Origin of the sequence: Paraburkholderia sp. (assembly GCF_035948235.1) — a bacterium.
Taxonomy (GTDB): Bacteria; Pseudomonadota; Gammaproteobacteria; order Burkholderiales; family Burkholderiaceae; genus Paraburkholderia.
In genome coordinates this window covers 1-24,676 of record NZ_DASZJJ010000158.1, presented here as the reverse complement: position 1 = coordinate 24,676, position 24,676 = coordinate 1, and the positions used below count along the sequence as shown (strand labels likewise).

The following is a 24,676-nucleotide window of genomic DNA, read 5'->3' as shown; positions in this document are numbered from 1 at the left end:
GATCCACGCCGCCACCATGGTGACGGCCGGTATCTTCATGGTCGCGCGCATGTCGCCGCTGTTTGAACTCTCGGACGCTGCGCTGTCGTTCATCGTCGTGATCGGCGCGATCACCGCGCTGTTCATGGGCTTCCTCGGCATCGTGCAGAACGACATCAAGCGCGTGGTCGCGTATTCGACGCTCTCGCAGCTCGGCTACATGACGGTGGCGCTCGGCGTGTCGGCGTATCCGGTGGCGATCTTCCACCTGATGACGCACGCGTTCTTCAAGGCGCTGCTGTTCCTCGGCGCGGGTTCGGTCATCATCGGCATGCATCACGACCAGGACATGCGCAACATGGGCGGCCTGCGCAAGTACATGCCGATCACCTGGATCACGTCGCTGATCGGTTCGCTCGCGCTGATCGGTACGCCGTTCTTCTCGGGCTTCTACTCGAAAGACTCGATCATCGATGCAGTGAAGCTGTCGCATCTGCCGGGTTCGGGTTTCGCGTACTTCGCGGTGGTGGCGAGCGTGTTCGTCACGGCGCTGTACTCGTTCCGCATGTACTTCCTGGTGTTCCACGGTGAAGAGCGCTTCCGCGGTCCGAAGCATCCGGAATCGCCGATGGCGATTGAAGCCGCGCACGGTCACGCTCATGGCGATCATGGTCACGACGACCATCACGTGCACGTTCCGCACGAGTCGCCGTGGGTGATCTGGGTGCCGCTCGTGCTGCTCGCGATTCCCTCGATCATTGCTGGTGCTTACGCGATCCAGCCGCTGCTGTTCGGTTCGTTCTTCCAGAACGGCGTGGCGTTCGACAAGGTCATCTTCATCGGCCAGAACCATCCGGGTCTGACCGAGATGGCAGAAGAGTTCCAGGGCTGGGCCGCGATGGGCGCGCATGCGTTCTCGGGCGCGCCGGTCTGGCTTGCACTTGCGGGTGTGGTGGTGGCGTGGTTCTTCTACATGAAGCGCCCGGATCTGCCGGCCGTGGTGCAACGCACGTTCTCGCCGGTCTACAAGCTGCTGGCAAATGCGTATTACCTCGACAAGATCAACGAAATCGTCTTCGCTCGCGGAGCAGTCGCGATCGGTCGCGGTCTGTGGAAGGAGGGCGATGTTGTCGTGATCGACGGCGTCGTGAACGGGAGCGCCAAGTTTATCGGCTGGTTTGCAACTGTCATTCGTTTCCTGCAATCCGGCTATATCTATCACTACGCATTTGCCATGATTATTGGCATGCTTGGCCTCCTTACCCTGTTTGTAACGCTCAGCGGCAAATAAGGCGAGGAAACGCATGCACGCAACCCCGATTCTCAGTATTGCGATCTGGATGCCGATCATTTTCGGCGTCATCGTTTTAGTAGTGGGTTCCGACCGGAACCCGGGCCGGGCCCGCTGGCTCGCGCTCATCGGTTCAGTGCTTAGTTTCCTTGTTACGTTGCCGCTCGTTTCAGGCTTCGACACCACCACGGCTGCGCTGCAGTTCGAGGAGAAGTCGGTCTGGATCGACCGTTTCAACATTGCGTATCACCTGGGCGTCGACGGCATTGCGGTGTGGTTCGTGGTGCTCACGGCGCTCATTACCGTGATCGTGGTGATCGCGGGCTGGCAGGTCATCAAGGAAGACGTCGCGCAGTATTTCGCCGCCTTCCTTGTCCTGTCGGGTCTGATGATCGGCGTCTTTTGCGCCGCCGACGGCCTGCTGTTCTACGTGTTCTTCGAAGCCACGCTGATCCCGATGTACATCATCATCGGGATCTGGGGTGGTCCGAACCGCGTGTACGCGGCCTTCAAGTTTTTTCTGTACACGCTGGCCGGCTCGCTGTTGATGCTGATCGCGTTGCTGTATCTGTACCGTGTGACGCACACGTTCGAGATGGCCGCCTGGCAGGACGCGAAGCTGGCGATGACGCCGCAGATTCTGCTATTTGTCGCGTTCTTCTTCGCATTCGCGGTGAAGGTGCCGATGTTCCCCGTCCACACGTGGTTGCCGGACGCGCACGTCGAAGCGCCCACGGGCGGCTCGGTCGTGCTGGCCGCGATCATGCTCAAGCTCGGGGCGTACGGTTTCCTGCGTTTCTCGCTGCCGGTGACGCCGGACGCGAGCCACTATCTGGCGCCCGTCATCATCACGCTGTCGTTGATCGCTGTGATCTACATCGGCCTTGTGGCGATGGTGCAGTCGGACATGAAAAAGCTGGTCGCGTACTCGTCGATCGCCCACATGGGCTTCGTCACGCTCGGCTTCTTTATGTTCGGCCCGTCGAGCCAGCTTGCGGTCGAAGGCGGGATCATCCAGATGATCTCGCACGGTTTCGTCTCGGGCGCCATGTTTCTGTGCATCGGGGTGCTGTACGACCGCATGCATACGCGTCAGATCGCCGATTACGGCGGCGTCGTCAACACGATGCCGAAGTTCGCGGCGCTGGCCATGCTGTTTGCGATGGCCAACTGCGGTCTGCCGGGCACCTCGGGATTCGTCGGCGAATTCATGGTGATTCTGGCGGCTGTGAAGTTCAACTTCTGGATCGCATTCGGGGCGGCGTTCACGCTGATCCTGGGCGCGGCCTACACGTTGTGGATGTACAAGCGGGTGTACTTCGGCGCCATCACGAACGACCACGTTCGCGAGCTGAAGGACATCAACAGCCGTGAGTACGGGATTCTTGTCGTGCTCGCGCTGTTCACGCTCTTCATGGGCATCTACCCGAAGCCCTTTACCGATGTGATGCACGTATCCGTGGAAAACCTCCTCTCCCACGTCGCAGTGTCGAAACTGCCGCTGTCACAGTAATACCGAGCGGAGGAACAAAAGATCATGCCAAACGCCCCTATGTACGCTCTGCTACCCGATGCGCTGGTACTCACCGGCATCATCGTCGCGTGGCTCAACGACACGTTCTCCGGTCCGTCGGGCCGGCGTACGACCTATTTCATCGCGCTGCTGACGACCATCGTCGCCGGCTTCTGGTTTGCGGTGAACGCCTTCGACCCGCACGTGAGCTATTTCTTCACGCGCATGTACGTGGTCGATCCGTTCGCGAGTGCGATGAAGTCGGTGGTCACGCTCGGCTATGCCGTGTCGATCGTGTACTCGCACAAGTATCTGGAAGACCGCGATCTGTTCCGCGGCGAGTTCTTCCTGCTTGGCATGTTCTCGCTGCTCGGCCAGATCGTCATGATCTCGGGCAACAACTTCCTCACGCTGTACCTCGGCCTCGAACTGATGTCGCTGTCGCTCTACGCGTTGATCGCGCTGCGCCGTGACGCGTCGCAGTCGAACGAAGCGGCGATGAAGTACTACGTGCTGGGCGCGCTGGCTTCGGGTTTCCTGCTCTACGGCATTTCGATGCTGTACGGCGCGACGGGCTCGCTCGACCTTTCCGACGTGTTCAAGGCAGTTGCTTCGGGCCACATCAATGACATCGTGCTGCTGTTCGGCGTGGTGTTCGTGGTTGCGGGCGTGGCGTTCAAGATGGGCGCGGTGCCGTTCCACATGTGGGTGCCGGACGTCTATCAGGGTGCACCGACTGCAATGACGCTGCTCACCGGCGGCGGCCCGAAGGTTGCCGCGTTCGCGTGGGCGGTGCGCTTCCTCGTCATGGGTCTGCTGCCGCTGGCCGTGGACTGGCAGGAAATGCTGATCATTCTCGCGGCGCTGTCGATGATCGTCGGCAACATCACGGGTATCGTCCAGCGCAACGTCAAGCGCATGCTGGCGTACTCGGCGATCTCGAACATGGGCTTCGTGCTGCTCGGTCTGCTCGCCGGCATCGTCGACAACAAGGCGACGGGCGCGGCCAGCGCGTACAGCTCGGCGATGTTCTACAGCATCGTCTACCTGATCACGACGCTTGGCGCGTTCGGCGTGGTGATGATGCTCGCGCGCCGCGATTTCGAAGCCGAAACGCTCGACGACTTCAAGGGCCTGAACCATCGCAGCCCGATGCTCGCCTTCGTCATGATGCTGGTGATGTTCTCGCTCGCCGGCATCCCGCCGACGGTCGGTTTCTACGCGAAGCTCGCCGTGCTCGAAGCGACCATGAACGCCGGCCTCACGTGGCTCGCCATTCTGGCCGTGATTACGTCGCTGTTTGGCGCGTTCTACTACCTGCGTATCGTCAAGCTGATGTACTTCGATGCGCCGCAGGACACCTCGCCGATCGTGAGCCACGCCAGCAACCGCGCGCTGCTGACGATCAACGGTGTGGCTGTGCTCGTGCTCGGCATCATCCCGGGTCCGCTCATGTCGCTGTGCCTGCAGGCCGTGACGCATACGCTGCCCCTGTAATGTCGGCAGCCGGTTGGTTTATCGTGTTGTTGGCGCTCGCGGGCGCCAACCTGCCGTTTCTCAATCAGCGTCTGTTCGGCTTCCTGCCGATGCGCGCGCCCAAAAAGAGCGCGTGGATCCGCATCGCCGAGCTGATCGTGCTGTATTTCGTGGTCGGTGCGTTCGGCTTCCTCCTGGAAGCACGCGCCGGTAACCGCTTTGACCAGGGCTGGCAGTTCTACGCCATCACGTTCAGTCTTTTTGTCGTGTTCGCGTTTCCTGGCTTCGCCTGGCAATATCTCGTCAAACGCCGTCCGGCGTAGACCGACGCCAATGCAGCGCCTCGCCCGATAGCGGGGCGCGTGCATTTTCGATTGCAGCGCGGCTGTTCCGCGCCTTCCCGATTTCCGTTTCTATTCCGATCCCCCCGAGGTTGAACATGGCTGCTGACCATCTGAGAAACGACGAGACGCACGATCCTGCGCTCGCCGAGACGTGTGTGGAAAGCACGACGCTCCACGCGGGCAAATTCCTCACGCTCAAGTGCGACACCGTGGCCTTGCCCGACGGCAAGCGCGCCACGCGCGAATACGTCCAGCATCCGGGCGCGGTGATGGTGATTCCGCTGTTCGACGATGGCCGCGTGCTGATGGAGCGCCAGTACCGTTATCCGCTCGCGCGAGTGATGACCGAATTCCCGGCGGGCAAGCTCGATCCGCAGGAAGGTGCGCTGGCGTGTGCCAAGCGTGAGCTGAAGGAAGAGACCGGCTACGAGGCGCGCGAGTACATCTATCTCACCAAGATCCATCCGGTGATTTCGTACTCGACCGAGTTCATCGATATCTATCTCGCGCGCGGCCTGACGGCGGGCGAGTCGAAGCTCGACGAAGGCGAATTCCTGGAAACCTTTACCGCGACGCTGCCTGAGCTGCTTGACTGGGTGCGTGAGGGCAAGATCACGGACGTGAAAACCATCATCGGCACGTTCTGGCTTGAAAAGGCGCTGTCGGGTAGCTGGCCGCTCGCCCAACCCGAGCAGGGCTGATTGCCGACTGGCACGCAGTTTAGGTGTTTCGATGACGGCGGCCCGCAAGGCCGCCGTTTTCACATCGGCGCCACATTTTTGCGGCAGTCAAAGGCAAGCGGGCCAACTCGCGCGGCGCTACAATCGACCACCGATCAAGCGGGGCGCTTTGCCACTGCACGTAAAAACCGCGCGGCATCGGTGTTTTCCCCGTCCGGAAATTTTACGAACGATCGTTCACAAATTTTCATTTTGCGCTACACTCCAACGCAAGCCTCGATTCCCCATGAAGGTCCTCGATTTACAGTGCCCAGACGGCCATCGGTTTGAAGGCTGGTTCGCTTCCGCTGACGATTTCGAATCGCAGCTTTCACGCAAACTGGTCGAATGCCCGATGTGCGGCGCCACCAACGTGGCCCGCGTACCGTCCGCGCCCCGGCTGAATCTGTCGGGCGCGACGAGTGCCGGGTCATCGGCAGCGTCGTCGGCTGCTGCATCTGTTGCGAACGCGGGCAGTCAGGCGCAGCATGCCGGGCCAGCCGCACAGTGGCAGGCGCAGGCGCTGCGCGCGATTCGCGAGGTCCTGGAGAAAACGGAGAACGTAGGCGACCGTTTCGCCGAGGAAGCCCGGCGCATGCACTACAACGAAGCGCCGGCGCGCAATATTCGCGGCGTCGCTTCCGCGGAGGATGCGCGAGCCCTCGTCGAAGAAGGCATCGATGTGATGCCGCTGCCGGTACCGGCCGCGCTGAAGGGTCCGCTGCAATAGCCATGCGGGTCTTCGCTGCGGTTCGGGTTCGCTCCCAACCAGCCGCGGCCAGGAGACAAACCGCATGGATCTCGACTACACCCCTACCGACGACGCATTCCGCGCTGAAGTCCGCAGCTGGCTCGAGGCCAACGTGCCTCAGGACGCGCGCGCCAAAGTGCTCAACCACAAACGCCTGAGCCGCGAGGACATCGCGAACTGGCACAAGCTGCTTGGCACCAAAGGCTGGTCGGCGCCTGCCTGGCCCGCCGAATGGGGCGGCCCCGGCTGGACCGAAGCGCAGCGCCATATCTGGGACGCCGAGTGCGGCCGCATCGGCGCGCCGCCGGTCCTGCCGTTCGGCGTATCGATGGTCGCGCCCGTCATCATGAAATACGGCAACGAGGCGCAAAAGCGCCGCTATCTGCCGCGCATTCTCTCGGGCGAAGACTGGTGGTGCCAGGGTTATTCGGAGCCGGGTTCGGGTTCTGACCTCGCCTCGCTGCGCACCCGCGCCGTCAGGGATGGCGATCACTACGTCGTGAACGGCCAGAAGACCTGGACCACGCTCGGCCAGCACGCCGACATGATGTTCTGCCTCGTGCGCACCGACCCCGCCGCGAAAAAGCAGGAGGGCATCTCGTTCCTGCTGATCGACATGAAGACGCCCGGCATCACCGTGCGCCCGATCATCACCCTCGACGAAGACCATGAGGTCAACGAAGTGTTCTTCGAGGACGTGAAGGTGCCGGTGGAGAACCTCGTCGGCGAGGAAAATCGCGGCTGGACCTACGCGAAGTATCTACTCGGCCATGAGCGCACCGGCATCGCGCGGGTGGGCGCATCGAACCGCGAACTCGCGTTCCTCAAGCACGTCGCGCTCAACCAGAAGAAGAACGGCAAGCCGCTGCTGCACGACCCGGTGTTTGCTTCGCGCGTGGCCGCCGTCGAAATCGAGCTGATGGCGCTGGAAGTCACCGCCGAGCGCGTGATCGCCAGCAGCAACAACGGTCGCGGCCCTGGGCCTGAGGCGTCGATGCTCAAGATCAAGGGCACCGAAATCCAGCAGGCGTTGACTGAGCTGATGGTCGATGCGGTCGGGCCGTTGGCCGCGCCGTTCGATCCGGCCTTCCTCGAAGGCGAGCACGCGCATTCGATTGCAGGCGACGACGACGCGGCACCGCTGGCGGCGTACTACTTCAACTACCGCAAGACGTCGATTTACGGCGGATCGAACGAAATCCAGAAGAACATCATCGCGCAGATGATTCTGGGGATTTGAGGAGCGGCGCAATGGACTTCAATTTCACCGAAGAGCAACAGCAACTCGCCGACGCGCTGCGTCGCTATCTCGACAAGAACTACGGCTTCGAAGCGCGCCGGGCGATCGTGAAGACGCCCGAGGGCGTGTCGGCGGCGCACTGGAATGCGTTCGTCGAACTGGGCCTGACCGCGCTGCCGGTACCGGCGGAGCAGGGCGGCTTCGACGGCACGCCGTTCGACATGCTGGTGGTCATGCAGGAGCTGGGCCGCGCACTCGTGGTCGAGCCGTACTGGGCCAGCGCCGTGGGCATCGAAGCGCTCAAGCTCGCAGGTGCAGACAACGCCGATAATGCCACGCTGCTCGAACGCGTCGCCACCGGCGAAATCAAGCTCGCGCCCGCCTTCCACGAGCCCGGCTCACGCTACGACCTGTTTGAGCTTGCGACGACCGCGAAGGAATCCGGCGACGGTTTCGCGCTGAGCGGTGCGAAGTCGGTCGTGCAGCACGGCGCGCAGGCCGACTACTGGATCGTGCCCGCGCGTCTGGCGGGCGAAGTGGCGCTGTTCGTGGTGGCGCGTGACGCGCAGGGCGTGTCGGTGAGCGAGTATCGCACCATCGACGGCCAGCGTGCCGCTACGCTCCGGTTCGACGGCGCGAGGGCACGGCGCCTGGGCAACACGGGTGCGGCCACGTGGGAGCAGATCGCCGATTACGCCACCTTCCTGCTGTGCGCGGAAGCCGTCGGCGCCATCGACGCGCTCAATCACGCGACGGTCGAATACACCAAAACACGCCAGCAGTTCGGTATGCCGATCGCGCGTTTCCAGGCGCTCCAGCACCGTATGGCCGAAATGCTGATTCACGGCGAACAGGCGCGCTCGCTCACGTATCTGGCGGCGGCGCGCTACAGTAGCGCATCGCCCGACGAGCGGCGCCGCGCGATTTCCGCGGCAAAGGCGCGCGTGGGGCAGGCGGCGCGCTATGTCGGCCAGCAGGCGGTGCAGTTGCACGGCGGCATGGGCGTGACCGACGAGGTCGCGGCGGCGCATCTGTTCAAGCGTCTTTCGATCATCGAAACCACGCTCGGCGACGTCGACTATCATCTCGAACGTTTCGCCTCGCTGCCGGGTTTCGCGCAGATCGCTGCGTGAGTTGCTGCATGAGCATTGGGCAATAGTCGATTCGGAGAGCCATCGATGGGTTTGAGTTACGAAGATCTCGAAGTGGGCAAGGCGTATGAAGTCGGCTCGCACACGTTCGGGCGCGAGGAGATCGTGGAGTTTGCGCAGAAGTACGATCCGCAGCCGTTCCACCTGAGCGAGGCGGGCGGCGAGGCGTCGATGTTTGGCGCGCTCGTGGCGAGCGGCTGGCATACCTGCTCGACGATGATGGGCATGCTGGTGCGCAACTTCTTCAAGGACTCGACCTCGATGGGCTCGCCGGGTATCGACGAGATTCGCTGGATCAAGCCGGTGCGCGTGGGCGACACGCTCGCGATGACCAATATCGTCGTGAGCAAGCGTGTCTCGCAGAGCAAGCCCGATCGCGGCATCGTCGAAACGCGCTGGGAAGGACGCAACCAGCACGGCGAACTGGTCGTGACGGTTTCGTCGAAGGGCATGTTCGGACTGCGCCATCCGGGCGCGCAAACCACAGGAGACACCGCATGAGTGACGTCGCAAGCGCACCGACAGCGCTGGAGATTCCCGATCTGGCCGCCTTGCGCGCGCTGGTGGGCGCCGAGCCTTTCGTGAGCCCGTGGCGCGAAGTGAACATGCCGGCCGTGCAAGGTTTCGCCGACGCCACGGGCGACCATCAGTGGATTCATATCGACGAGGAACGCGCGCGCCGCGAGTCGCCGTTTGGCGGCCCGATCGCGCACGGTTTTCTCACGCTTTCGCTCGTGCCGGTGCTGCTGGCCTCGACGATCAAGCTGCGTCAGCGCATGGGCGTGAACTATGGGCTCAACCGTGTGCGCTTCACCTCGCCGGTGCCGGTGGGCGCGAAGCTGCGCGGCCGTTTCGGCGTCAAGGAAGTGAGCGATGTCGAAGGCGGTGGCGCGCAGGTCGTGTGGAACGTGAGCCTCGAAACCGAAGGCAGCGAGCGGCCCGCCTGCATCGCCGAATTTATTTCGCGGCATTACTTCTGAACGTGTAATCTGCCACGCGGCAGATGCGAAAAGGGCGTCTGGTCGAAAACCAGACGCCCTTTTTTATCGGCTCGACCGCAAAGGCGTTAGGCCGCCTTCGAGTCGTGCTTCGCGTATTGCGTTGCGCCGAACAGCATTTCCTTGGCCTTGTCGTCCATCAGCGGCTTGCGCGCGTCGGCGAGCACCTGGACGCCGCGCTGGACCGCGGGCCGCGCCGCGATGGTCTCGTGCCAGCGCTTCACGTTGGGCAGCGCATCGAGATCGACGCCCTGGTTTTGCCACGAACGCGTCCACGGGAACGCGGCGATATCGGCGATGGTGTACTCGTTGCCCGCCAGGTATTCGGTCTTTTCGAGCTGCGTTTCCATCACGTTGTAGAGACGCTTCGCTTCGTTGGTGTAACGGTTCACCGCGTATTCGATCTTCTCGGGCGCGTAGATGCGGAAGTGATGCGCCTGGCCGAGCATCGGCCCGAGACCGCCCATCTGGAACATCACCCACTGCAGCACGTCGTAACGCGCGGCGAGGTCTTCGGGCATGAACTTGCCCGTCTTCGCGGCCAGATAGACGAGGATCGCGCCCGACTCGAACAGCGAGAACGGCTTGCCGTCCGCACGCACCGGGCCTTCGGAATCGGTAATGGCGGGGATCTTGTTGTTCGGGCTGATGTCGAGGAATTCGGGTTTGAACTGGTCGCCCGCGCCGATATCGACCGGATGCACGCGGTATTCGAGACCGGTTTCCTCCAGCATGATATGGACTTTGTGGCCGTTGGGCGTCGCCCAGCTATAGACGTCGATCATCGTGACTCCTTCGTGATTTCCTGGCAGCACATGAGAGGCGCACCGTTGCCGCGCGCCGGATTTTGCGGACGTTAGCATAGTTCGACGCGTGTCGCAGAAGCGCCAAAAACGACCTCAATGACAGCGTGGAAATCGCTTCGCGGCAGGCGATGGCATCATGTCGGGCATCGCTGCTTACTCGATAAAGACGATGGATAAGATGGTCGGACGAACCGCATCACCCGCGCCATTTCTTGCGGATTACACGTTCTACGAGCGGCACGAAGCGACGGTGGGGCACGCGCCGCCATCGCGCATCATCGAGGCCGTGGCGGCCTTCGACATGCGCGCCGATCCGGTGATCGACACGCTGCTGCGCGTGCGTGAATGGCCCGAACGGCTGTTGCAGCGGCTAGGCGGCAAGCATTGCGAGCCGTTTGATCTGTCCGCGTTTACGCCGTTGCAGCGTGACGATCGCGAACTGACCTACGGACTGGCGGGCCGCTTCTGGCGTACTGATTTCGGACTCGTCAAGGTGGCCGATGCGGCCGGGTTCATTGCGCTCACGCGTGCCGACATCGCCAGACTGGTGCTGCGTTTTCGCGTGCTGGAAGATGGCAGGGACGAGGCGCATCTCGTCACCGAAACTTTCGTCGATTGCCCCTCGTTCGGCACCCGGGCGCTGATGACGCCGTACTGGTTCGCCATACGCGCGTCGAGCGGATGGATTCGCAAGCGCACGCTGGCGGCCGTGGCGAAAGCACTCGCCACGACGCCGTGACAGCGGATTACGAGCGCGTAACCGGCATCTCCACGCGCGAGGCCGCGCCCGCGTCCATATAGCGCGAGAGTTCGAGCTTGGCGATGGCGTTGCGGTGTACTTCGTCCGGACCATCGGCGAAACGCAGCGTGCGCGCCTGCGCGTAGGCGTAGGCCAGCGGGAAGTCGCCGCTCACGCCGCCGCCGCCGTGTACCTGGATCGCCCAGTCGAGCACCTGGCAGGCCATGTTGGGCGCCACCACCTTGATCATCGCGATCTCGCCGCGCGCGCCCTTGTTGCCCACGGTGTCCATCATGTACGCGGTCTTGAGCGTAAGCAGGCGCGCCTGCTCGATCATGCAGCGTGCCTCGGCGATGCGCTCCTGCGTGACGGTCTGCTGCGCAATCGTCTTGCCGAAGGCGACGCGCGAGAGCGCGCGCTTCGACATGAATTCCAGCGCGCGCTCCGCGAGACCGATCAGGCGCATGCAGTGGTGAATCCGGCCCGGTCCCAGACGCCCTTGCGCGATCTCGAAGCCGCGTCCTTCGCCCAGCAGAATGTTCGATGCGGGCACACGTACGTTTTCGAGCTTGATTTCCATATGCCCGTGCGGCGCGTCGTCATAGCCGAACACGGTGAGCGGGCGCTTGACCGTGATGCCGGCGGCGTCGGCGGGCACGAGGATCATCGACTGCTGCGCGTGGCGGGGTGCGTCCGGATCGGTCTTGCCCATCACGATGTAGATCGCGCAGCGCGGATCGCCCGCGCCCGACGACCACCACTTGGTGCCGTTGATGACGTAATCGTCGCCGTCGCGCTCGATGCGCGTCTGGATGTTGGTGGCGTCCGACGAGGCGACTTCCGGTTCCGTCATCAGGAACGCCGAGCGGATCTGCCCTTGCAGCAGCGGTTCGAGCCACTGGCGCTTGTGCTCGTCGCTACCGTAGCGCTCGATGGTTTCCATGTTGCCCGTATCGGGCGCGCTGCAGTTGAACACTTCGGGCGCCCAGATCACGCGGCCCATGATCTCGCACAGCGGCGCGTATTCGAGGTTCGTCAGGCCGGCGCCGCGATGCGATTCGGGCAGGAACAGATTCCACAAGCCCGCTTCGCGCGCCTTGACCTTGAGTTGTTCGACGATTTCGGTGGCGATCCACGGGTTGCCGTTGGCGCGGTTGCGCTCGACTTCCGCGTGATAGACGGCTTCGTTCGGATAAATGTGTTCGTCGAAGAACGCGAGCAGTTTCTCGCGCAGCGCCTGCACTTTCGGGGTGTAATCGAAATTCATCCAGGACCTCGGCAATAAAGCACTAAGAAAGCACTGAGCAGAATCGAGTGCGGATTGAATACACAGACTGAATGCGGATGTTCTAGCGAACCTTCTGCGCGTAGTGCCACGCGAGTTCGGCCATCGGTTTGGCGCGGCGGCCTGCGTCGGCTGCCTGGGCGCTGGCGGCCGTGCCGTCCACGACGCGCTTCATGATCCCCTGCAAAATCGCCGCGATGCGGAACATGTTGTAGGCGAGATAGAAGTTCCAGTCGCCTTGGATCGTGAGGCCCGTGCGTTCGCAATAGCGGCGCACGTATTCCTGCTCGTCCGGAATGCCGAGCGTGGCCCAGTCCAGCCCGCCGATACCGCGAAACTGCCCCGGCTCCACATGCCAGGCCATGCAGTGATACGAAAAATCCGCGAGCGGATTGCCGAGCGTCGACAGTTCCCAGTCGAGCACCGCGAGCACGCGCGGCTCGGTGGGATGGAAGATCAGATTGTCGAGACGGAAGTCGCCGTGGACGATCGAGACACGTGCGCTGCTGTTTCCGTCACCCCCAGCGTTTTCATCGGGAATATGCAGAGGCAGCCAGTCGATCAGGCGGTTCATCGCTTCGATCGATTCCGTTTCCGACGCCTGATACTGACGGCTCCAGCGATCGATCTGGCGTGCGAAGTAATTGCCCGGCTTGCCGTAATCGGCGAGGCCGATGGCGTTCGGATCGACGTTGTGGAGCGCGGCGATCACGCGGTTCATCTCGTCGTAGATCGCACCGCGCTCTTCGCGCGTCATGCCGGGCAGCGACTGATCCCAGAGCACGCGGCCCTCGACGAACTCCATCACGTAGAACGCGCGGCCGATCACGGCTTCGTCCTCGCACAGCGCGAGCATCTTCGCGACCGGCACGTCGGTGGCGCCAAGCGCGTCCATCACGCGGTACTCGCGCTCGATGGCATGCGCCGAGGGCAGCAGCTTCGCTTTCGGGCCGGGCTTGGCGCGCATCACGTAGCTGCGCGTGGGCGTCACCAGCTTGAAAGTGGGATTGGACTGGCCGCCGGCGAACTGCTCGACCGTGAGCGGCCCTTCGAAGCCTTCGACGTGCGCCGAAAGCCATGCGGCGAGCGCTGCCGTGTCGAAGCGTTGACGCTCGGCAACCGGGCGCGTGCCCTCGAAAGCCGAGAAGTCGGTCGAGCGATCGGCGTCGCTTTGCTGCGTGTTCTGGCTGCTACTGCGGGTTGTGTCTCCATCCGGCGTGGCTTGCGCCATGTCTGCCTCCCTCTTCAGTACTCCAGTATGGGTAGTCTGCGCTCGCGCTCAGGGCGAAAAGCGCAGATATTGCGCGTACAGCATTTCCATCGTCGTGTTGCGCACGTCGCGGTGCAGCGGCGTGGGCGGGGCGTAATTGAGCATGCGCACGACCCAGTCGTGAGGCGCGGCCCCCACGTCGAGCGCGTTGATGCAGCCCGTCGTCTGCGCGAGATGGCCGAAGAACGTGCGCGCGCCCGCCGTGATCGCATGCGAAAGAATCGCGCGGTTCACGCCGCCGTGCAGGACCAGCAGCGCCGTGTCCCACGAGGTATCGGCGCGTAGTGTGGCGACGGCGGGCAGCACCCGGTCGAGCAACTCGCCGATCGACTCGCCGCCGAGAAAGCGCGTGGCTTCGGGGACGACGCCATCGAAGGCGCGCAGAAACGCGTCCTCGACATCGGCGGGCGGAATGTCGGCCAGACGTCCGCCGTGAATCTCCTGCCACGCGGGTTGCTCGTCCAGCGCGATCTTCTGGCCGGTGGCGGCCAGCACGCGCTGCGCCGTTTCAACCGTGCGCCGCAGGCCGCTCACGATCACGCGGTCAAAGCGCACGCCTTGCTGCGCAAACGCCTGACCCGCGGCGCTCGCCTGGGCGCGGCCGGTTTCGTTGAGCGGCACGGTGTCGGGGTCGATTGCGCGTCCGCTGTCGTCGAAGTAGGTGACGTCGCCGTGGCGCATCAGATAGATGCGGCGGCGCTTGGGCAACTGGAATTCGCTCATTGTCTTTTGCCGCAGGTTTAGCGCTTGTAGACCGGCGCGCGCTTTTCGAGGAACGCGGTGATGCCTTCGAGGCCGTCACGATGATGTAGCGAACTCACGAAGCTCTCGCGCTCATCGACGAGTTGCGCGTCGAGCGTCTGCAACGGCGCGGCGTTCGTGAGCGCCTTGATGCGCGCGGCCGAATTGGGCGAAATCTTCGCGAGGTCGTCAGCCCACGCGAGCGCTGCGTCCAGCGCGCTCTGCGGTTTGACCACACGATTGACGACGCCCAGATCGGCAAGACGTTGTGCGCCGATCGGCTTGCCTTCAAGCATCACTTCGAAGGCGAGGGCGCGCGGCAGCGCACGCGAGAGAAACCACGAGCCGCCGCCGTCGGGCGTCAGGCCCACGCGCGAATAGGCCATCACGAATTTGGCGTCCTCGGCGGCGACCAGCAGATCGGCGGCCAGCGCGAGCGAGAAGCCTGCGCCCGCGGCGGCGCCCTCGACGGCGGCGATCACGATCTTGCTCGACTGGCGCATGGCGGTGGCCCAATGGGCCAGCATGTCGATGCTGGCGGCTTGCACCGACGGGTCCTTGGCGCGGTTTTCGAGCAGACGGTTCAGGTTGCCGCCCGCGCAGAAGAAGTTGTCCGCGCCCGTGAGGACGATCGCGCGCAGCGATTCGTCGCGCTCGGCGGCGTCGAACGCCTCGATCGCGGCGGCGTACATGTCGGGGTGCAACGCGTTGCGCGCGCCGGGGTTCGACAAGGTGAGCACGAGCGTCGATTCGTGGTTTTCGGGGCGGCTGGTGCGGAGTTCGGCGCTCATTGCGATGCCTCGGTCGAGAGAATATGCGGATGGACGGGGTGGGTGGCTGAATTCATGCGCGAATTCATGCGCAATGCGTCGCGCTTGCCTTTTGCCGCGAGTTTGGCGAAGGTGTCGGCGGAGTGCGTCTGCACACCGCTTGTCTCAATGTTGGAATGTTTCAAAGTCATTGGAAGCGTGGCTCCATGATTGGCCTAGAATAGCACGGTCGTACATTTTTATGAAAAAGGTTCTGCGCATTTCCGGCGTGCTGCGGGTTCACCCGTAGCCGGAACGCAGGCCGTCGCTCCCAGGAGGAAACGAGGATGATCAAGCTGCATGGTTTTGCCCTCTCGAACTACTACAACAAGGTCAAGTTCGTGCTGCTCGAACACGGCATCGAGTTCGAGGAAGTGCTGACGAAGCTGCCGCTCGCCGAAGCGCAACTCGCCCAGTCGGCCACGGGCAAGGTGCCGTTCATCGAGACGCAAGAGGGCTTTCTGTGCGAATCGGAAGTCATCGTCGAGTATCTGGCGGCGCGCTTTCCCGACAAGCGCATCTTTAGCGCCGATCCCTGGCAGGCGGCCAAGGAACGTGAGCTGATCACCGTGATCGAGACGCATCTGGAACTGGCCGTGCGTGAACTCTATGCCGAGGCGTTCTTCGGCGGCACGGTGAGCGACGAGGTGAAGAAGAGCGTGGAAAAGCGCGTCGCGCGCTATGTCGAGAGCCTCAAGCGCCTCGCCACGTTCGCGCCGTATGCGCGCGGCGAGCAGTTCGGCATCGTCGATATGTCGGCGTTCGTGAATCTGCCGCTTGTCGGCATGGCGACGCAGGCCATCTACGGCCGCGACATGCTGGCGGAGGCGGGCGTGGACTGGAAGGCGTACGTGAAGCTGTTGAGCGCGCGACCGGCGGCGCAGCGAGTCGGTGCGGATCGCAAGGCGTATATCGAGGCGACGCGCTGATGCGATGATCAAAGCCCCGCGCGATGCGCCGGAACGCTCTGACGTTCGCGGATGCATCGCGCGGGGCCCTGGCGTGCTGGGCGCGTCAGAGGCGCGCGAGGCGTTCGAGTGCGCTCGCGAGCGTGCTTTCCTGCTTCGCGAAGCAAAAGCGCACGACGCCCGATTCATGCGGCTCGTGATAGAACGCCGACACGGGAATCGCGGCGACGCCGATTTCGGCGGTGAGCCACTTCGAAAATTCGGCCTCGGGCAGGTCGCTGATCGCCGAATAATCGACGCACTGGAAGTAGGTGCCTTCGCAGGGCAGCAGTTTGAAACGCGAATTGGCGAGACCCGCGCGGAAGAAGTCGCGCTTCTTCTGATAGAACGCAGGCAGTTGCAGATACGGCTGCGGATCGCGCAAGTAGTGCGCGAGACCCACCTGCATCGGCGTGTTCACCGTGAACACGTTGAACTGATGCACCTTGCGGAATTCCGCCGTGAGCGCGGCGGGCGCGGCCACATAGCCGACCTTCCAGCCCGTCACGTGAAACGTCTTGCCGAAGCTCGACACGATGAAGCTTCGCGCGGCCAGTTCCGGATAGCGCGCGACGCTCTCGTGCGGCTGACCGTCGTAGACCATGTGCTCGTAGACTTCGTCGGAGAGGATCAGCACGTTGGTGCCGCGCACGATTTCTTCGAGCTTGCGCATGTCGTCTGCGCGCCAGACCGTGCCGGTCGGGTTGTGCGGCGTGTTGATGAGGATCAGGCGCGTCTTCGGTGTGATCGCCGCAGCGAGGCGGTCGAACGGAATCGCGTAGTCGGGCGCTTCGAGCGTCACGAACACCGGCGTGCCGCCCGCGAGTTCGATCGACGGCAGATAGCTGTCGTAGGTCGGCTCGACCACGATGACTTCGTCGCCGGGATGGACGGTGGCGAGGATCGTCGTGAGCAGCGCCTGGGTCGCGCCCGCCGTCACCGTGATCTCGCTGGCGGCGTCGTAGCGGCGGCCGTAGACGCTCGCGATCTTGTCGGAGATCGCATCGCGCAGCGCGGCCACGCCTGCCATCGGCGGATACTGGTTGTGACCGTCACGCATGGCCTGCGAAACCGCATCGACGATGCGCTCGTCGCAGCCGAAATCGGGGAAGCCCTGACCCAGATTCACCGCGCCTTTTTCGGCGGCCAGCGCGCTCATCACCGTGAAGATCGTCGTGCCGACATTGGGCAACCGGGACGGAAAAGAGGGTGTGAGCAGGGTTTGCGTCGGGGTTTGCGTCGGGTTTTGCGTCGATTCTTGGGAAGGATGCGGTGCGTTCATGGCGCGGACGGTAGAAGACTTGGGACGGGAAGGCTGATTGTAGGGCAGCAGCGCGTGCGTTGCAGGCGGGGCTCAGCGCCGCTTCAGGGCGCGGTGGCCAGCCCGCATTCGGCGACAAACGTATCCGGCGTGCCGATGCGAAAGCCGAAGTCGCGTGCGATGCGCTTTGCCATCTTGAGCACGGCGCGATCCTTCGAGACCAGCCATGCCGCGCCGCTTGCGCGCGCCAGCTCCAGAAACTTCTGGTCGTCGCGGTCGCGGCATTGCGGCAGTGCGCGCGCGTCGGCGGGCAATTCGGGCGTCTCGATCTGGCGCACCAGCGTGGCCAGCATCGCCAGTGCGGCCGCCTTGTCGGTGCCGCGCCCCTGGAACTGCGGATAGTCGAGCACGTAAGCCAGCTCGCCCTGACAGCGTGTGTCGATCAGCGCGGCCAGCGCGCCGCTTTCGAGCGCGTTGCGGATCGCCCGCGTGTGCGGGTCGTCGAAGATGAGAATGTCGAGCCAGACGTTGGAATCGAGCACCACGGTCAGCGGGCCGCTGGCGTCCTGGATCGGGGTCTGGAACGGGGCGTGGTCAAGGGGCGTGAAACCGGTCATTCGTGAATTCGCTACAATCGGGCTTTCGCCTTTGAACATCGGCACTTGTGTGCCTGCAAGCCTCTATGATAATCGTTCTGTCGCCGGCCAAATCGCTCGACTATGACACGCCGGCGCACATCGACGCCCACACCATCCCCGATTTCGTCGACGACGCCGCCGAGCTGATCGACGGTCTGCGCCGTCTGTCGCCGCAGCAGATCGGCACGCTCATGAGCATTTCGGACCCGCTCGCGCGCCTGAATTTCCAGCGCTACGCCGACTGGTCGACAAAGTTCAGCCGCGATAACGCCAAGCAGGCCGTGCTGGCCTTCAACGGCGATGTCTACGAAGGCTTCGACGCCCGCTCGCTCTCGCATGCCGATCTCGATTACGCGCAGAATCACGTGCGCGTGCTTTCGGGGCTCTATGGCGTGCTGCGTCCGCTCGACCTGCTGCAGCCTTATCGTCTGGAGATGGGCACGCGCTTTGAAAATCCGCGCGGCAAGGATCTGTACGCGTTCTGGGGCGAGCGCATCACGCACGCGCTCAACGCGCAGCTGGAGCGCAACAACCGGGGCGCGCGCGTGCTCGTGAACTGCGCGTCCACCGAGTACTTCAAGGCCGTCAAGCCGAAGAAGCTCGACGCGCCCATCGTCACGCCGGTCTTTGAGGACTGGAAGGGCGGGCGCTACAAGATCATCAGTTTCCATGCGAAGCGCGCGCGCGGCCTGATGGCGCGCTACGCGGTCGAGAACCGCATCGCCGAGCCCGAAGCGCTCAAGGCCTTTGATGTCGAAGGCTATGCATTCGATGACGACGCATCGAACGATTCCACTTATGTTTTCCGCCGGCGCATTGCCGACTGAGCGCTCATTGAGCGACTCGACCCAACAAACCTGATTGCTGACCCAGCGAAGGAAAAGTCATGACGATTTCCATTTCCAGCCAGTTCGACGCGGGTGCGATCGAAGTGATCTCGTGCGAAGAGGCTGAGAAGATCCGCCTGCGCGTGCGCCCCGATAACCAATCGGAATTCGCGCAGTGGTTCTATTTCCGCATCTCGGGCGTGCGCGGCGAGCGTTGCGTGATGACGTTCGAGAACGCGGCGCAGTGCGCGTTCCCCGAAGGCTGGCGCAACTATGAGGCGGTGGCGAGCTACGACCGCGTGAACTGGTTCCGCGTGCCGACTTCGTACGACGGCAAGGTGCTGACCATCGATCACACGCCCGATTTCGACAGCATCTATTACGCCTATTTCGAGCCGTACGCTGAAGAGCGTCATTCCGAGTTCATCGGCATGATGCAGCAACTGCCGCACGCGATGCTCACCGAACTCGGCCAGACCGTCGAAGGCCGGCCGATGTCGCTGCTCACGCTGGCGACGCCCGGCGACGATACGCCCGCAGGCAAGCCCAAGAAGACCGTGTGGATCATCGCGCGTCAGCATCCGGGCGAGACGATGGCCGAGTGGTTTGTCGAAGGGCTGGTCAAGCGTCTCGCGGGCATGGGCGACTGGGCGGGCGATCCGGTGGCGCGCAAGATTTTCGACCACGCGGTGTTCCACATCGTGCCGAACATGAACCCGGACGGCAGCCGCCACGGCAACCTGCGCACCAACGCGGCGGGCGCGAACCTGAACCGCGAATGGATGGAGCCGGATGCACAGCGCAGCCCCGAAGTGCTGCTCGTGCGCGAGGCGATCGAGGACACCGGCTGCGATCTGTTCTTCGACATTCACGGCGATGAAACGCTGCCGTACGTGTTCGTGGCGGGCTCGGAAATGCTGCCGGGCTTCACCGACCAGCAGCGCAAGGAACAGACCGCCTTTATCGAGGCGTTCAAGATCGCGAGCCCCGACTTTCAGGACAAGCACGGCTACGAAGCGAGCCGCTATCGCGAAGACGCGCTCAAGCTCGCGTCGAAGTACATCGGCCACAAGTACGGTTGCCTGTCGCTGACGCTGGAAATGCCGTTCAAGGACAACGCGAATCTGCCCGACGAACGCGTGGGCTGGAACGGCGAGCGCAGCGCCGCGCTCGGCGCCGCGATGCTGCAGGCCATCCTGCATCATGTCGAGACGTTCGCCTGAACGGCGTAGCGATCGTCGCGCGATGAAAAAGGGGGAAGCGGTGTGAGCCGCTTCCCCCTTCGTGTTTCTGGCAACGCGCGCCTTATGGCGAAGCGCGCGAGATCATTGCGTTGTCGACTTCTTTTTCGTGGACGTTTTCTTCGCGGTCGACTTCTTCGCGGTGGATTTTGACGACGATTTCGACGCAGATTTGGCGCTGCTCTTCGACGTCGCCGACGACTTGTGGCTCGACTTACTTGAGGTCGCTTTCTTCGAGCCCTTGCTCTTGCCCTTGCCGGTGGCCTTCTTCGACTTGCCGCCGTGCCTGCTGCTCACATGGGCGGCGGTGCCGCCCGCAGCCGCGCTGCTTTCGCTGTGCGCGCGCGACGGCGGCACAGGATCGTTCCAGCTGAAGGCGAGAATCTGCTGGCCCACATAGCCGCAGCGGAACTTCAGGTCGTAGGGTTCGTGGCTGCTGTCCTGCGGCACGCCGACGCCGTCGACGGTCACGATCGTATCGACCTTCACGCGCTGCTTGCCTTCGTCGAACGAGTCGTTCCAGGGCGTCACGGTGGCGTGTGCGCTGTCGAAAGAGCTGGGTGGAAAGTCGACGTGATCGAGCACCGTCGACGTGCTGGCGATGAACTTGCCGTGTGCCGCGCAACTGGCGACGAGCGGATCGGCATGCATCTGCGTGACGTAGGTGTTGACGAGATCGTTTTGCTGTTCGAGCTGATCGGCCTGCGCGGGCAGCGCGCACATGAGTGCAAGGCTCGCGACGCAGGCGGCCAGTCGGCCGGATACGGTCAGCAACTGGCGGGATGCGTTGTTGCGGTCCATCTGATTGTTCTTGATGAGGGTGGGACGTCAGGCACCGTAAGATGCCGCGGCGCTGGTATGAGTTCCAGGCCTGCAACAAATAAATTCGTACGAACGGCTGGGGCAGTCGATTTGCGCGCGGCTGGCGGACTGTCTGCATCGATCAGGCCATGCGCGTTGGGACGCTGGTCATTCTAGCGCAGGCTCGGGGTGCGGCGTTCGAGGAGACTGTCGGATAGAGGCGTGCGAGATTGCCGCAGCGCGAGAGTGCAGCACTGCGCGATCTTCAGGCGCGCGGGCCGCCCAGGCGATAGCGCCGCACGTCGTAGGTGGTGACCCAGGCGGGGCGATACACAGCGATCAGGGCAGTGGCCATGCCGGTGAACCACGCTTCACCAGACGCGAGCAGGAATACGCTAAACGCATAACCTGCCGGGATGGTGAGCATCGAACCGTTGTTCAATGCCATGTGAGTGCCAAGCGCGAGATACGCCGCCGCGGACACGGCAATGGCCGGCGAGACGAACCCCTGGCCGACGATAAACATGAAGAGGTTTCGCGGCATCCACGCGATGCAGGCGCGCTGCAGCAGCGCGGAAACACCCACTGGGAAGGCGCCGAATACCAGGAAGGTGAGGGCGACGCCGTCCCAGGGCGCATCGAACACCACGGCGGCCAATACCACCACGACCGCCATGGCAACGAGCGCGAGTCCCCAGTCGAACAGCGTGACGACGAGAGTGGCGCCGAGCAGATGCAGCACGGTGCCGTCCTCGAGCCACGCGTTGCTCGCCCACAGCACGGAAATGGCCACGATGATGGCAAGCCAAACGTGCTGGAGCGTCGCGTCCTGCAGACGCTTGAACGGGTTGTTCCATAACGCGAGCGCGAGCAGTCCCGCCGATGCAATCCATGCAACGACGATCACCCAGAGCGGCAGCGGCGTGTATAGGAATCCCATGTGCTTCATATTACTCGTTGGAGGGCAAAACGTGTGCGCATCCGGGCGGCGTCTCCTGCTCTTCGTTCGCTTCGGGAGGCGATCCAGGCCGTGCTTCGGACGGTAGTGCGGGCGGCGCAGGCGCGTCCGGCGCGGCGGTGTTGTAGGGCGCGGCCGGCTCCGCGGCGAGCGGTAGCGCCGCGAGGTTGTCGTCTGTCTGCAACGGATAGCGGTAGGCTGATTTGCTGCGCTTGCGTAACGGCACCTCGCCATGTTCGCCGTAGGCAGGTTTCGGCGCGCTTTCGCGACGTGTGCGCAAGACCTGTAGTTGGCTCGACAGCAGGCCGTTGTAGATTGCGACGGCGGCGGCGCGGTTGGGAGCGCCGAGCTGCTGGAAGATGCTCGCCAGATGGACCTTGACGGTGCCCTCGCTGATGCCGAGTGCTCGCGCGATCATCTTGTTCGTGCTGCCCATGTGCACGCAACGCAGGATCTGCTCCTGGCGCGGGGAGAGATCGATCTTGCGCGTGCCCTTGCGCAGCGCCGCCGTGCCCCTCGTGTTGCGGCGCGGAGGCACCGGCCACGGCCCGGGCGGGCAGTACGACGGGCCGAAGATGTCGGCGGGCAGATGATCGCCGCCGAGCAGAATCAGTTCGAGCAGCTTGACGATGAGGATCGAATCGGTGGTGCGCCGGATGATGCCGCGCGCGCCTTCGTCGAGCACGGCCCTCACGCTGTGTGGCGGTTCGGTGCGGTCCACTAGCACGGCAATGGGCAGCGTTCGATGCCGGTTTGCGAAGTGACGCAGTTCGCCGGGCTGGATGCCGTCGTGCCAGTCGATCACCAGCAGGTTCGGCGTGAAGCGCTGCATCGCGCGCTCGGCGCTGCGCCAGTCGGGCGCGTCGTTAAAGCGTGCGCGCCGGTCGATTTGTCGTAACAGCGCCTTAAGCCCTTCGCGCCTTTCGGCGTCCGGATTGAAAACTGCAAACCGCATGGGGATGCCCTCCTCTTGTTTCAGGTCTCTCAAAAGATTCGGTGTGACAGCGTTGGTGCGCACCGCCTTGAAACCGGACCAACAGCATCATCATGACAAAAAGAGAGGCTTCCGACGGCCTGTCCAGATGGCGTAGGACGTAGGGCAAAAAAAAGTCCCGCACTCAGGCGGGACTCGGTAGGAAAACGTCTTATTGCTTAGTGGAAGTGTGGCTGAACAGGCTCAGCATCTTCCGGCATCTCTGCATGAACAATCTCACCCAGAGGATCGGCATAGAGCGGCACGCCGCAGTCGTCGCAGTACTCGGGCTCGAAGCGGCCGGCGTGGCGGCGGATATCGGTGATGCCGGATTCCTTCAGCAGCGCGACGATCTCCTCGATCGGACCGCCTCCTACATTTTCCTCGGACGGTTCTTCGTCGATGTCAGCGTCGCCATTCTCGCGGCCATAAAGCGGCCATACGACACCGTAGAGAACGTCGTTGCTGCCGCGCTTCGTGAAGCCGACGCGATACTCGTCGATGCGGCGCTCGCCGAAGCCAGCGACGACGGCGCGCAGGTCCTGCGCGGTCGCGCCGATGGTGTCGAGCAAGTAGCGCACGGCGGTGCGGATCGTGTGCGGTCGCACCCGCTCGTCAGCGTCGCGGCAGGCCGAATAGTAGGCGTCGGGCAGCAGGCACTCGAATTCGCAGCCCGGCATGACGACGGCGAGGTTTGCGCCGCCTTGCGTGGTCCATTGTTCGAGGCACTGGCCGCGCTCGATGCGCGTGCCATTTTCTTCTTCCTGCCAGCGGAAAAGCGGCATGCCGACAGGCGCGGCCACCACGGCCAGCAGGAAACGGGGATCGGCGAGGATGGGCGACGTCTCCGGCAGTTCGCTCGCGCTGATCTTCGCAGCCGTGCCGTTGAGTGCGCCCTGAGTGAGCTGTTGCGCGAGACGCCAGGTTTCGACGTGGTGGCGCGGCAACTGGTCGATGCTATAGAGATAGGGCGCCATCGCGACGCGCGAGCCGCTCGCCAGCACGTGCGCCTGCAGATGCGTGCGCAGGGCATCCGCCGCCTCTACCTTCAGCGGACCCGACGGAATGACGTAGCGTGTCCAGGCGAGCACGGGGGCGGCGACGAGCAGCGCTTCGTATTGCACGCCTTCGTGCTCGACGAGGAACGACTCGCTGTGGGTTTCGGCCATGTCTGCGAGCGCGCCGTAGGCATCCGGATGGTTCTGCTGCAGATGATCGAGCGCGGCGTCGAGCGTAGTCTGATTGCCGTTGCGCACGACCTTCGCGAGGAGTGTGTCGAGCTTGGCCTCCCAGAAGCGGTCTTCGGTGCGGCTGCCCGACGCAAACAGGGCGAGTGACAGTCCGACAAGCTTGTCGGCGTCAGGAGGAAGACGTTTGGCGATTCGCGAGCGCATAAATCTTGTGAGTTTGGGATGCGGAGAACCTCACATTCTAGTCGGTTCCGCGCAGGCCATCGGTTTGGCCTACAGGGGAGCGCTGGCGGGAGTATTGCGGCGTCGCAAGGACGCGGTATTGAGAGGGGCGAATGCGCCGGATAGCGATGCTTCGAGAAAACGCTTGCAATGTGTCATCTGCGTGACTAGAATTCCGCTCCTTCGCTGCTTGCCGTACCGGCTGCGAAGCCTGCCGGGAGAAACGGCGGGTCGCTTCGGCGGCATCTTTTAAGCAGTAGTGTAAAAAAAGATGTTGACGAAACGAAAAAGAGCCTTCATAATCTCGTTTCTCTGCTGCAGACGCAGCGACGCGAAAAACGCCGGATAGCAGGATGTTCCGGGCGGTTTTCGCGGATCGATCTTTAAAAATTTACAGCCGATAAGTGTGGGCGCTTGATGTGAATGCGGCCTGACCGGTTCTTCGGAATCAGTCGGGAGTGGCAAAAGTATCAAGAGTCTCACACAGAAGTAAGTCAGGTTTTTGA

27 protein-coding genes are annotated in these 24,676 nt (G+C 63.3%); 14 read left to right on the top strand and 13 right to left on the bottom strand.

Features of this window, described 5'->3' with window-relative positions:
- The 10 genes from VG320_RS14060 to VG320_RS14015 all read left to right on the top strand — a co-directional run.
- The coding region (locus tag VG320_RS14060) for an NADH-quinone oxidoreductase subunit L (protein WP_327200713.1) at nt 1–1,270 on the top strand (1,270 nt) is incomplete at its 5' end.
- Nucleotides 1,271–1,283: 13 nt separating this feature from the next.
- The gene (locus tag VG320_RS14055; protein ID WP_327200712.1) at nt 1,284–2,783 is read left to right on the top strand and encodes an NADH-quinone oxidoreductase subunit M; all 1,500 of its coding nucleotides are present in this window, start codon (nt 1,284–1,286) and stop codon (nt 2,781–2,783) included.
- Nucleotides 2,784–2,807: 24 nt separating this feature from the next.
- Nucleotides 2,808–4,280 (top strand): NADH-quinone oxidoreductase subunit NuoN, encoded by a 1,473-nt coding sequence (gene nuoN, locus VG320_RS14050; RefSeq protein WP_327200711.1) that lies wholly within the window; start codon nt 2,808–2,810, stop codon nt 4,278–4,280.
- On the top strand, nt 4,280–4,582 hold the full coding sequence (locus tag VG320_RS14045) for a DUF2818 family protein (protein ID WP_327200710.1): 303 nt from the start codon (nt 4,280–4,282) through the stop codon (nt 4,580–4,582). The genes nuoN and VG320_RS14045 overlap by 1 nt, the downstream gene beginning before the upstream one ends.
- A gap of 116 nt (nt 4,583–4,698) precedes the next feature.
- Nucleotides 4,699–5,304 (top strand): NUDIX hydrolase, encoded by a 606-nt coding sequence (locus tag VG320_RS14040; RefSeq protein ID WP_327200709.1) that lies wholly within the window; start codon nt 4,699–4,701, stop codon nt 5,302–5,304.
- Between the two features lie 265 nt (nt 5,305–5,569).
- Nucleotides 5,570–6,052 (top strand): DUF1178 family protein, encoded by a 483-nt coding sequence (locus VG320_RS14035; protein ID WP_327200714.1) that lies wholly within the window; start codon nt 5,570–5,572, stop codon nt 6,050–6,052.
- Between the two features lie 64 nt (nt 6,053–6,116).
- On the top strand, nt 6,117–7,313 hold the full coding sequence (locus VG320_RS14030) for an acyl-CoA dehydrogenase family protein (protein ID WP_327200708.1): 1,197 nt from the start codon (nt 6,117–6,119) through the stop codon (nt 7,311–7,313).
- Nucleotides 7,314–7,324: 11 nt separating this feature from the next.
- Nucleotides 7,325–8,446, top strand: a complete 1,122-nt coding sequence (locus VG320_RS14025) for an acyl-CoA dehydrogenase (protein WP_327200707.1) — start codon at nt 7,325–7,327, stop codon at nt 8,444–8,446.
- A gap of 45 nt (nt 8,447–8,491) precedes the next feature.
- A complete protein-coding gene (locus VG320_RS14020; RefSeq protein WP_327200706.1) occupies nt 8,492–8,965 on the top strand; it encodes a MaoC family dehydratase in 474 nt (157 codons plus the stop codon).
- Nucleotides 8,962–9,444, top strand: coding sequence for a MaoC family dehydratase (locus VG320_RS14015; protein WP_327200705.1), 483 nt, complete (start codon nt 8,962–8,964; stop codon nt 9,442–9,444). The genes VG320_RS14020 and VG320_RS14015 overlap by 4 nt, the downstream gene beginning before the upstream one ends.
- 86 nt (nt 9,445–9,530) lie before the next feature.
- Here VG320_RS14015 and VG320_RS14010 read toward each other — a convergent pair whose 3' ends face one another.
- Nucleotides 9,531–10,247, bottom strand: a complete 717-nt coding sequence (locus tag VG320_RS14010; RefSeq protein ID WP_327200704.1) for a glutathione binding-like protein — start codon at nt 10,245–10,247, stop codon at nt 9,531–9,533.
- 190 nt (nt 10,248–10,437) lie between these two features.
- On the opposite strand from VG320_RS14010, the gene VG320_RS14005 reads away from it, so the two are divergent.
- Nucleotides 10,438–11,007: a hypothetical protein gene (locus tag VG320_RS14005; protein WP_327200703.1), complete on the top strand. Its 570-nt coding sequence runs from the start codon at nt 10,438–10,440 to the stop codon at nt 11,005–11,007.
- A gap of 7 nt (nt 11,008–11,014) precedes the next feature.
- On the opposite strand, the gene VG320_RS14000 is transcribed toward VG320_RS14005, so the two are convergent.
- The 5 genes from VG320_RS14000 to VG320_RS13980 form a co-directional block, all read right to left on the bottom strand.
- A complete protein-coding gene (locus tag VG320_RS14000) occupies nt 11,015–12,274 on the bottom strand; it encodes an acyl-CoA dehydrogenase family protein (RefSeq protein WP_327200702.1) in 1,260 nt (419 codons plus the stop codon).
- Between the two features lie 82 nt (nt 12,275–12,356).
- Nucleotides 12,357–13,523 (bottom strand): phosphotransferase, encoded by a 1,167-nt coding sequence (locus VG320_RS13995; RefSeq protein ID WP_327200701.1) that lies wholly within the window; start codon nt 13,521–13,523, stop codon nt 12,357–12,359.
- Nucleotides 13,524–13,571: 48 nt separating this feature from the next.
- Nucleotides 13,572–14,285 (bottom strand): histidine phosphatase family protein, encoded by a 714-nt coding sequence (locus VG320_RS13990; RefSeq protein ID WP_327200700.1) that lies wholly within the window; start codon nt 14,283–14,285, stop codon nt 13,572–13,574.
- Between the two features lie 17 nt (nt 14,286–14,302).
- Nucleotides 14,303–15,094, bottom strand: coding sequence for an oxepin-CoA hydrolase, alternative type (locus VG320_RS13985; protein ID WP_327200699.1), 792 nt, complete (start codon nt 15,092–15,094; stop codon nt 14,303–14,305).
- Nucleotides 15,091–15,228 (bottom strand): hypothetical protein, encoded by a 138-nt coding sequence (locus VG320_RS13980; protein WP_327200698.1) that lies wholly within the window; start codon nt 15,226–15,228, stop codon nt 15,091–15,093. Before VG320_RS13980 ends, VG320_RS13985 begins: the two co-directional genes overlap by 4 nt.
- A gap of 171 nt (nt 15,229–15,399) precedes the next feature.
- On the opposite strand from VG320_RS13980, the gene VG320_RS13975 reads away from it, so the two are divergent.
- A complete protein-coding gene (locus tag VG320_RS13975) occupies nt 15,400–16,041 on the top strand; it encodes a glutathione S-transferase (protein WP_327200697.1) in 642 nt (213 codons plus the stop codon).
- 85 nt (nt 16,042–16,126) lie between these two features.
- Here VG320_RS13975 and VG320_RS13970 read toward each other — a convergent pair whose 3' ends face one another.
- Both VG320_RS13970 and VG320_RS13965 read right to left on the bottom strand, forming a co-directional pair.
- The gene (locus VG320_RS13970; protein WP_327200696.1) at nt 16,127–17,341 is read right to left on the bottom strand and encodes a pyridoxal phosphate-dependent aminotransferase; all 1,215 of its coding nucleotides are present in this window, start codon (nt 17,339–17,341) and stop codon (nt 16,127–16,129) included.
- A gap of 83 nt (nt 17,342–17,424) precedes the next feature.
- Nucleotides 17,425–17,937 (bottom strand): putative toxin-antitoxin system toxin component, PIN family, encoded by a 513-nt coding sequence (locus VG320_RS13965; RefSeq protein ID WP_327200695.1) that lies wholly within the window; start codon nt 17,935–17,937, stop codon nt 17,425–17,427.
- Nucleotides 17,938–18,002: 65 nt separating this feature from the next.
- On the opposite strand from VG320_RS13965, the gene yaaA reads away from it, so the two are divergent.
- A complete protein-coding gene (yaaA, locus tag VG320_RS13960) occupies nt 18,003–18,785 on the top strand; it encodes a peroxide stress protein YaaA (RefSeq protein ID WP_327200694.1) in 783 nt (260 codons plus the stop codon).
- A gap of 59 nt (nt 18,786–18,844) precedes the next feature.
- Nucleotides 18,845–20,008, top strand: coding sequence for a M14 family metallopeptidase (locus tag VG320_RS13955; protein ID WP_327200693.1), 1,164 nt, complete (start codon nt 18,845–18,847; stop codon nt 20,006–20,008).
- Between the two features lie 102 nt (nt 20,009–20,110).
- Here the strand turns inward: VG320_RS13955 and VG320_RS13950 are convergent, their stop codons facing one another.
- The 5 genes from VG320_RS13950 to VG320_RS13930 all read right to left on the bottom strand — a co-directional run.
- On the bottom strand, nt 20,111–20,827 hold the full coding sequence (locus VG320_RS13950) for a BspC domain-containing protein (RefSeq protein ID WP_327200692.1): 717 nt from the start codon (nt 20,825–20,827) through the stop codon (nt 20,111–20,113).
- Nucleotides 20,828–21,092: 265 nt separating this feature from the next.
- Nucleotides 21,093–21,767: an energy-coupling factor ABC transporter permease gene (locus VG320_RS13945; RefSeq protein ID WP_327200691.1), complete on the bottom strand. Its 675-nt coding sequence runs from the start codon at nt 21,765–21,767 to the stop codon at nt 21,093–21,095.
- Between the two features lie 10 nt (nt 21,768–21,777).
- A complete protein-coding gene (locus VG320_RS13940) occupies nt 21,778–22,740 on the bottom strand; it encodes a response regulator transcription factor (protein WP_327200690.1) in 963 nt (320 codons plus the stop codon).
- Between the two features lie 197 nt (nt 22,741–22,937).
- Entirely contained in the window at nt 22,938–24,152 is a 1,215-nt protein-coding gene (locus VG320_RS13935) for a DUF2863 family protein (protein WP_327200689.1), read from the bottom strand.
- A 267-nt stretch (nt 24,153–24,419) separates the two neighbouring features.
- Nucleotides 24,420–24,676: hypothetical protein (locus VG320_RS13930; RefSeq protein WP_327200688.1), on the bottom strand; the 257-nt coding region annotated here is incomplete at its 5' end.

Bases quoted from the DNA above. Each gene is read 5' to 3' on its own strand.
- VG320_RS14015 (WP_327200705.1), top strand. From the start codon at position 8,962: ATGAGTGACGTCGCAAGCGCACCGACAGCGCTGGAGATTCCCGATCTG.
- VG320_RS13995 (WP_327200701.1), bottom strand. From the start codon at position 13,523: ATGGCGCAAGCCACGCCGGATGGAGACACAACCCGCAGTAGCAGCCAG.
- VG320_RS14025 (WP_327200707.1), top strand. From the start codon at position 7,325: ATGGACTTCAATTTCACCGAAGAGCAACAGCAACTCGCCGACGCGCTG.
- VG320_RS13990 (WP_327200700.1), bottom strand. From the start codon at position 14,285: ATGAGCGAATTCCAGTTGCCCAAGCGCCGCCGCATCTATCTGATGCGC.
- VG320_RS13975 (WP_327200697.1), top strand. From the start codon at position 15,400: ATGATCAAGCTGCATGGTTTTGCCCTCTCGAACTACTACAACAAGGTC.
- yaaA (WP_327200694.1), top strand. From the start codon at position 18,003: ATGATAATCGTTCTGTCGCCGGCCAAATCGCTCGACTATGACACGCCG.
- VG320_RS14000 (WP_327200702.1), bottom strand. From the start codon at position 12,274: ATGAATTTCGATTACACCCCGAAAGTGCAGGCGCTGCGCGAGAAACTG.
- VG320_RS13945 (WP_327200691.1), bottom strand. From the start codon at position 21,767: ATGGGATTCCTATACACGCCGCTGCCGCTCTGGGTGATCGTCGTTGCA.
- VG320_RS14010 (WP_327200704.1), bottom strand. From the start codon at position 10,247: ATGATCGACGTCTATAGCTGGGCGACGCCCAACGGCCACAAAGTCCAT.
- VG320_RS14055 (WP_327200712.1), top strand. From the start codon at position 1,284: ATGCACGCAACCCCGATTCTCAGTATTGCGATCTGGATGCCGATCATT.
- nuoN (WP_327200711.1), top strand. From the start codon at position 2,808: ATGCCAAACGCCCCTATGTACGCTCTGCTACCCGATGCGCTGGTACTC.
- VG320_RS13935 (WP_327200689.1), bottom strand. From the start codon at position 24,152: ATGCGCTCGCGAATCGCCAAACGTCTTCCTCCTGACGCCGACAAGCTT.
- VG320_RS13985 (WP_327200699.1), bottom strand. From the start codon at position 15,094: ATGAGCGCCGAACTCCGCACCAGCCGCCCCGAAAACCACGAATCGACG.
- VG320_RS14035 (WP_327200714.1), top strand. From the start codon at position 5,570: ATGAAGGTCCTCGATTTACAGTGCCCAGACGGCCATCGGTTTGAAGGC.
- VG320_RS14040 (WP_327200709.1), top strand. From the start codon at position 4,699: ATGGCTGCTGACCATCTGAGAAACGACGAGACGCACGATCCTGCGCTC.
- VG320_RS14045 (WP_327200710.1), top strand. From the start codon at position 4,280: ATGTCGGCAGCCGGTTGGTTTATCGTGTTGTTGGCGCTCGCGGGCGCC.
- VG320_RS13950 (WP_327200692.1), bottom strand. From the start codon at position 20,827: ATGGACCGCAACAACGCATCCCGCCAGTTGCTGACCGTATCCGGCCGA.
- VG320_RS13955 (WP_327200693.1), top strand. From the start codon at position 18,845: ATGACGATTTCCATTTCCAGCCAGTTCGACGCGGGTGCGATCGAAGTG.
- VG320_RS14005 (WP_327200703.1), top strand. From the start codon at position 10,438: ATGGATAAGATGGTCGGACGAACCGCATCACCCGCGCCATTTCTTGCG.
- VG320_RS13970 (WP_327200696.1), bottom strand. From the start codon at position 17,341: ATGAACGCACCGCATCCTTCCCAAGAATCGACGCAAAACCCGACGCAA.
- VG320_RS13940 (WP_327200690.1), bottom strand. From the start codon at position 22,740: ATGCGGTTTGCAGTTTTCAATCCGGACGCCGAAAGGCGCGAAGGGCTT.
- VG320_RS14020 (WP_327200706.1), top strand. From the start codon at position 8,492: ATGGGTTTGAGTTACGAAGATCTCGAAGTGGGCAAGGCGTATGAAGTC.
- VG320_RS14030 (WP_327200708.1), top strand. From the start codon at position 6,117: ATGGATCTCGACTACACCCCTACCGACGACGCATTCCGCGCTGAAGTC.
- VG320_RS13965 (WP_327200695.1), bottom strand. From the start codon at position 17,937: ATGACCGGTTTCACGCCCCTTGACCACGCCCCGTTCCAGACCCCGATC.